General features: G+C 63.7%; 7 protein-coding genes. 5 read left to right on the plus strand and 2 right to left on the minus strand.

The window, feature by feature from the left end; translation table 11 throughout:
• Positions 1-704: M20/M25/M40 family metallo-hydrolase (locus tag WEB61_RS04210; RefSeq protein ID WP_368063075.1), on the minus strand; the 704-nt coding region annotated here is incomplete at its 3' end.
• A 311-nt stretch (positions 705-1,015) separates the two neighbouring features.
• Here WEB61_RS04210 and WEB61_RS04215 point away from each other — a divergent pair.
• The 5 genes from WEB61_RS04215 to WEB61_RS04235 all read left to right on the plus strand — a co-directional run bounded on the left by WEB61_RS04215 (position 1,016) and on the right by WEB61_RS04235 (position 4,968).
• Positions 1,016-1,717 carry a response regulator transcription factor gene (locus WEB61_RS04215; protein ID WP_368063076.1) on the plus strand — a complete coding sequence of 234 codons (702 nt, stop codon included), beginning with the start codon at positions 1,016-1,018 and terminating at the stop codon, positions 1,715-1,717.
• A 60-nt stretch (positions 1,718-1,777) separates the two neighbouring features.
• Positions 1,778-3,577: a sensor histidine kinase gene (locus WEB61_RS04220; protein ID WP_368063077.1), complete on the plus strand. Its 1,800-nt coding sequence runs from the start codon at positions 1,778-1,780 to the stop codon at positions 3,575-3,577.
• A 6-nt stretch (positions 3,578-3,583) separates the two neighbouring features.
• A complete protein-coding gene (locus WEB61_RS04225; RefSeq protein ID WP_368063078.1) occupies positions 3,584-4,090 on the plus strand; it encodes an HPr kinase/phosphorylase in 507 nt (168 codons plus the stop codon).
• A 174-nt stretch (positions 4,091-4,264) separates the two neighbouring features.
• Entirely contained in the window at positions 4,265-4,672 is a 408-nt protein-coding gene (locus tag WEB61_RS04230; protein WP_368063081.1) for a PTS sugar transporter subunit IIA, read from the plus strand.
• Positions 4,669-4,968, plus strand: a complete 300-nt coding sequence (locus tag WEB61_RS04235; RefSeq protein ID WP_368063079.1) for an HPr family phosphocarrier protein — start codon at positions 4,669-4,671, stop codon at positions 4,966-4,968. Before WEB61_RS04230 ends, WEB61_RS04235 begins: the two co-directional genes overlap by 4 nt.
• A gap of 7 nt (positions 4,969-4,975) precedes the next feature.
• Here the strand turns inward: WEB61_RS04235 and WEB61_RS04240 are convergent.
• Positions 4,976-5,673 (minus strand): acyl-CoA thioesterase (locus tag WEB61_RS04240; protein ID WP_368063080.1); only part of this gene is annotated, 698 nt, incomplete at its 5' end.

The raw sequence follows: 5,673 nt of genomic DNA on the forward strand, positions 1-5,673 counted from the left end.
GCCGTCACGCCCGGCAGCAAGCCGTGGCCGATCACACCGCCCTCGTCCTTCACCCAATGAAGCCGCGTGCCGCGCGCCTGCAGCAATTCGGCCAGGGCCTTGTTTCCCGTGCCGCCGCCGATTTCCTCATCATGGCCGAAGGCGAACATGATGGTGCGCGTCGGCTGGAAGCCCTTGGCCGCCAGCAGTTCGGCTGCCTCCACCATCGCGATCAGCGACCCCTTGTTGTCGATGGTGCCGCGTCCCCACACATAGCCGTCGGCGATCGCGCCCGAGAACGGCGGGTGCTCCCATTGATCCTCCGTCCCCGGCGCAATCGGCACGACGTCGATATGCGACATCAACAGCACGGGATCGAGGGAAACGTCGCGCCCGGCCCATGTATAAAAGAGCGTATGGCCACCCACGATCTCGCGGTTCGTTGCAGTCGTGAAGGCCGGATAGGTGGCGTCCATCCAGTCGCGAAAGCCGGTAAAAGCCGCATCCGACCGCGCGATGGCGTCCGCATTCGCGCCGCGCTGGTGGGAGATCGTCTCGAAGCGGACTGCCTGCGAGAGATGTTCGGCCGCGCGCTCCGGATCGATGCTCGCCGCCTCGCTCATGGCCCCGACGTCGAGCACCGGCACCGCCAGCGTCCGGCCGATAATGACCGCGACCAGCAGAACGAAGAGCCCTGTCAGCCCGATGAGAATGCGTTTCGTCATGATTCCCCCTTTTTCGCGTTCTTTCCGGCGGTTTCTTTTCGCCCCACCCTCCGTCCTTCAATGGCCGCGCCACCCCCACCTTGTCAAATGCGCCGGCCGCACGGGCGCTGTCCGCCCGATCCCGCTCTATCCCTTGCGCGTCCAAGCCCTTATACTGCCGCCACATTTTGGGCCAAAAGCATGCCTAAGCCTCTTCGCCACGCTGGGTGGCGTTCGAGAGCGGGGTATGCGGGATGCAAGAGGTCCAAAAGCCGGAAGTCCCAAGGGATGAGCTTCAACGGGGCGAGAAGCGCCAGAAGGAACAGGGGCAAATGCCGACCATCGCGCTGGTCGACGACGACCGCAATATTCTGACCTCGGTGAGCATCGCGCTCGAAGCCGAGGGTTACCATGTCCAGACCTATACGGACGGCGCGGTGGCGCTGGCGGGCCTTGCCGCCAATCCGCCCGACGTCGCCGTCTTCGACATCAAGATGCCGCGCATGGACGGCATGGAGCTTCTGCGCCGTTTGCGCCAGAAATCCGACCTGCCGGTGATCTTCCTCACCTCCAAGGACGATGAGATCGATGAATTGTTCGGTCTCAAGATGGGTGCCGACGACTACATCACCAAGCCGTTCTCGCAACGCCTGTTGGTCGAGCGCGTCAAGGCGGTGTTGCGTCGCGTCAGCCCCAAGGCAGACGGCGCCCCGGCCGAAGGCGCAGTCAATCAGGTGATGGAACGCGGCTCGTTGCTGCTCGACCCCGAACGCCACACCTGCACTTGGGGCGGCAAACAGGTCGTGCTGACCGTCACGGAATTCCTGATCCTTCAGGCCCTTGCCCAGCGTCCGGGTTACGTCAAGAGCCGCGACGCGCTGATGGATGCGGCCTATGACGATCAGGTGTATGTCGACGACCGTACCATCGACAGCCACATCAAGCGCCTGCGCAAGAAATTCAAGGAAGTCGATGACGATTTCGATGCCATCGAAACGCTATACGGCGTCGGTTATCGCTACCGCGAGGCCTGATACCTGTCAGCGGCAACGGCTCGCAACGCCTGGCCGCGACACGAAAGGGCCAGAGATATCATGGCGAGCCTGATCGAGGATGAGAGCGAGAACGGCGAGCGCCTTGAGCCCGCCGCCACGTCTCGCGCCGCGCCCGGGACGGCGCTGGCTTCCCGACTCGACGCAAGAGTGACACGAACACTTGCCGCCTTTCGTGGTTTTCTGGCGCGAGGACGTTTTTCAAGCCTGACGCGCCGCATCGTCGCATTCAATGTTGCCGCGCTCTTTGTTCTGCTGACGGGCATTCTCTATCTCAATCAGTTTCGCGAAGGCCTGATCGATGCTCGCCGCCAGAGCCTGCTGACCCAGGCCGAAATCATCGCAGGTGCCATTGCCGAAGGCGCGACTTCGACACCGGACGCGCAGGTGATCGATCCGCTTTCGGTGGAGCGCGTCGGCGTGCCGCCGCCTGGCGACCCACAAGCGCTGGCCGACCGAACATTGCCGATCGTTCCGGAAGACGCGGCGCCGATTCTCCGGCGTCTCGTTCTGCCGACGCAAACCCGCGCGCGCCTTTACGACAAGGATGGTTGGATCGTTCTCGACTCGCGCCAGCTTTCGGCTTCCGGTCAGGTTGTTGCTTTCGAACTGCCGCCACCCGAAGGTGCCGACGATCCGGGCTTTTTCGAAGGCGTCGCCGATTGGGTGCTGAGCCTGCTGCCGGGGCGCGACCTCGAGCGTTTTCGCGATGCCGGCAGTCAGAACGGAACCATGTATGTCGAAGTTGTCGGCGCGCTCGCCGGCACGCCTTCGAGCATGGAGCGCGTCAATGATCGCGGCGAGCTCATCGTCTCGGTCGCTGTACCGATTCAGCGCTATCGTGCGGTGCTCGGCGCGCTGATGCTTTCGACGCGCGGCGGTGACATCGATGCCATCGTGCGCGCCGAACGTTTCGCTATTCTGCAGGTCTTCCTGGTGGCGCTCGGTGTCACCATCCTTCTGTCGGTGGTTCTTGCAGGCACCATCGCCGAGCCGGTTCGCCGTTTGGCGCAGGCCGCCGAAATCGTCCGTCGCGGTAAGAGCGCCCGTGCCCAGATCCCGGACTTCACCGGCCGGCGCGATGAAATTGGCGAACTCTCCGGTTCGCTGCGCGACATGACCAACGCACTCTACAATCGCATCGACGCCATCGAGAGCTTCGCCGCCGATGTGGCCCATGAACTGAAAAACCCGCTGACCTCACTCCGGAGTGCCGTCGAGACGTTCCGACTGGCGAAGGATGCTGGCGCCAAGGAGCGGTTGATGCAGATCATCCAGGATGATGTGCGTCGCATCGACCGCTTGATCAGCGACATCTCCAACGCCTCCCGCCTCGACGCCGAATTGTCGCGTGAGGAAATGGAAGACGTGAATGTTGTGACATTGCTCAAAACGGTCTGCGATCTTTTCACCGAAACCGGTGTTGCGGCCCACGCCCGCGTGTTGCTTGAGATCGATCCGGGCACGCAGGGCCGTGAGGGCATGACAGTCAAGGGTTTCGACATGCGTCTCGGGCAGGTTATGCGCAATCTGATTGATAACGCGCTTTCGTTCACGCCCAAGGGCGGCACGATCCGCGTCTTCGCCGAGCGCGTGCGAGGGCGCATCATCATCCGCGTCGACGACGAAGGGCCCGGCATCCCACCGGTCAGTTTCGAGCGCATCTTTGATCGCTTCCACACCGACCGTCCGGACAGTTTTGGAAAGCATTCGGGGCTGGGCCTCGCCATTTCGCGCCAGATCGTCGAAGTGCATGGGGGTGTCATCAGGGCCGAGAACCGGATGGATGGCGAAATGGTTCTTGGTGCGCGCTTCACCGTCGATCTGCCGGCGGCGGACTGACGCGCCATGCCGCCATCCGCCACGCCATCGCAACCCGTTACGCCCAATGAGGATGCCCTTTATGTGCACGGCACATGCGTTGCCTGCGGCACCCGCGCTGTTCTGCTGCGTGGCCCGTCCGGCGCCGGCAAGTCGGATCTCGCCTTTCGCCTCATCCGCGCCGATGCCGCCGGCGAGACGCGCCTTGTTGCCGACGATCAGGTCCATCTCGTTCGTGAGAGCGAGCGCCTTGTTGCCTCCGCGCCGGCGGTGCTGGCAGGCCTCATCGAATTGCGCGGTCTCGGCCTCGTGGCGGTGCCGGTCGCAGCGCAGGGCGATGTAGCGCTGATCGTCGACCTGGTGCCGCGCGAGGATGTACCGCGTCTCGCCGAGCCGCGACACGAGAAAATCGGCGGTTTATCGCTGCCGGTGCTGGCGCTCCATGCCTTTGACGCCACGACGCCTGAAAAACTTCGTCTCGCGCTGGCCGCAATCCCCGAAAAGGGTTTTCCGGGCCCCGATGGTCGCCTGTGACCCGCGCGTGACCCGGAAATCCTCGACTCTCGGAAATCCCCGCTCCGATGCCGATTGTTGCATCGCAGCACTTGTCATTGACGTCGGAATGAGGTCACGATACGCCCCTTGCAGGGGTACGGCATCGCCGCCCCGCCGCCCATGGCGGACGGGCAGCGGCAAAGAGGGCGGTCGATGATCGGATTGGTACTTGTCACGCATGGCCAACTGGCCAGCCAGTTTGTCGCCGCAATGGAGCATGTCGTGGGCGCCCAGCCGCAGGTTGCGGCCATCAGCATTGGCCCGGACGACGACATGGAACAGCGCCGCAAGGACATCCTGAAGGCCGTCGCGGCGGCCGATTCCGGCGACGGTGTGATCCTGCTGACCGACATGTTTGGCGGCACGCCGTCCAATCTGGCGATTTCGGTAATGGACAAGGCCAGAGTCGAAGTGATTGCGGGGGTCAACCTGCCCATGCTGATCAAGCTGGCGAGTGTCCGAGATACCGCGAGCCTGGGCGATGCCGTCGATCAGGCGCAGGAATCGGGCCGCAAATACATCTCGATCGCCAGCCGGGTCCTGGCGGGCGACGGCTCGTGACGGTCGAAGGCGGCGGGGCACCGCGTCCCGCATCGAGGCTCCTGAATATCGTCAATACCCGCGGTCTCCATGCCCGGGCCTCGGCGAAGTTCGTGCAGGTGGCCGAACAATTCGACGCCGAAATCCGCGTTTCCCGCGAAGGCCAAACGGTCCCCGGCACCTCGATTATGGGACTGATGATGCTGGCCGCCTCGCCTGGCTGTTGCATTTTGGTCGAAGCGGAAGGGGCCGATGCCGAAGCTGCGCTCACGGCACTTGAAGCTCTCGTTGCCGATGGTTTCGGCGAACGCGACTGACGACCGATCAATCCTTGTAATAGACCGTCTGCACACTGGTCGCGAGCAGGTGCCCGCCGGCGCTCCAGAGTTCGGCCGACTGGTCGAAATAGCCTTGCGTGAAAATCCTTGCGTCTGCGACGCCAAGCAGCGGCTTCGTGCCTTGCGCCGCAAGCCCGGCCGCATCGGTATGGAAATAGCTGGTCATCGAAACCGTGCCCGCCGGCAGCATTCGCCCGCGTACCTGAAATATTCGTACAAAGAATATGTCGGTCAGCGCCGCCAGCGACAGGAAGTCGAGTGGTCGGGCGGGCACGTCCTCAATCCACAGCACCGAGCGTGTGCCCGCCGGATCGTCGTCACGTGGATGTTCGAAATCGGGGATACCTTCGACAAACCGAAACCCGTAGCGCTGCAGCCAGGCGTTGCGTCCCTCCGTCGCCATCGGCGCGAGCGTAGCGGGCGGCGGCGCGTTGGGCATCCGTGCCGGCCGGTGGTTCCATGTCTCGCGCCGTTTCGCGAATACGGCCGTCGCGCTCGCCGCGATTCCGTCCCCCTGCGAAAGCTCCATCGACCAATGCTGCGTTGAGCGGTTGGTGCGCACTTCTTTCACGTCGACGAAAAAATCGCCCTTCGCAATCGGCGCGCAAAAATTCACCGTCAGCGCCACCGGGTCGCCGAGCTGCTTCGGGCTGCCGAGCGCCGCACCGAGCAGCACCGCCGCCG

This window comes from Parvibaculum sp. (assembly GCF_040882025.1).
Classification (GTDB): domain Bacteria; phylum Pseudomonadota; class Alphaproteobacteria; order Parvibaculales; family Parvibaculaceae; genus Parvibaculum.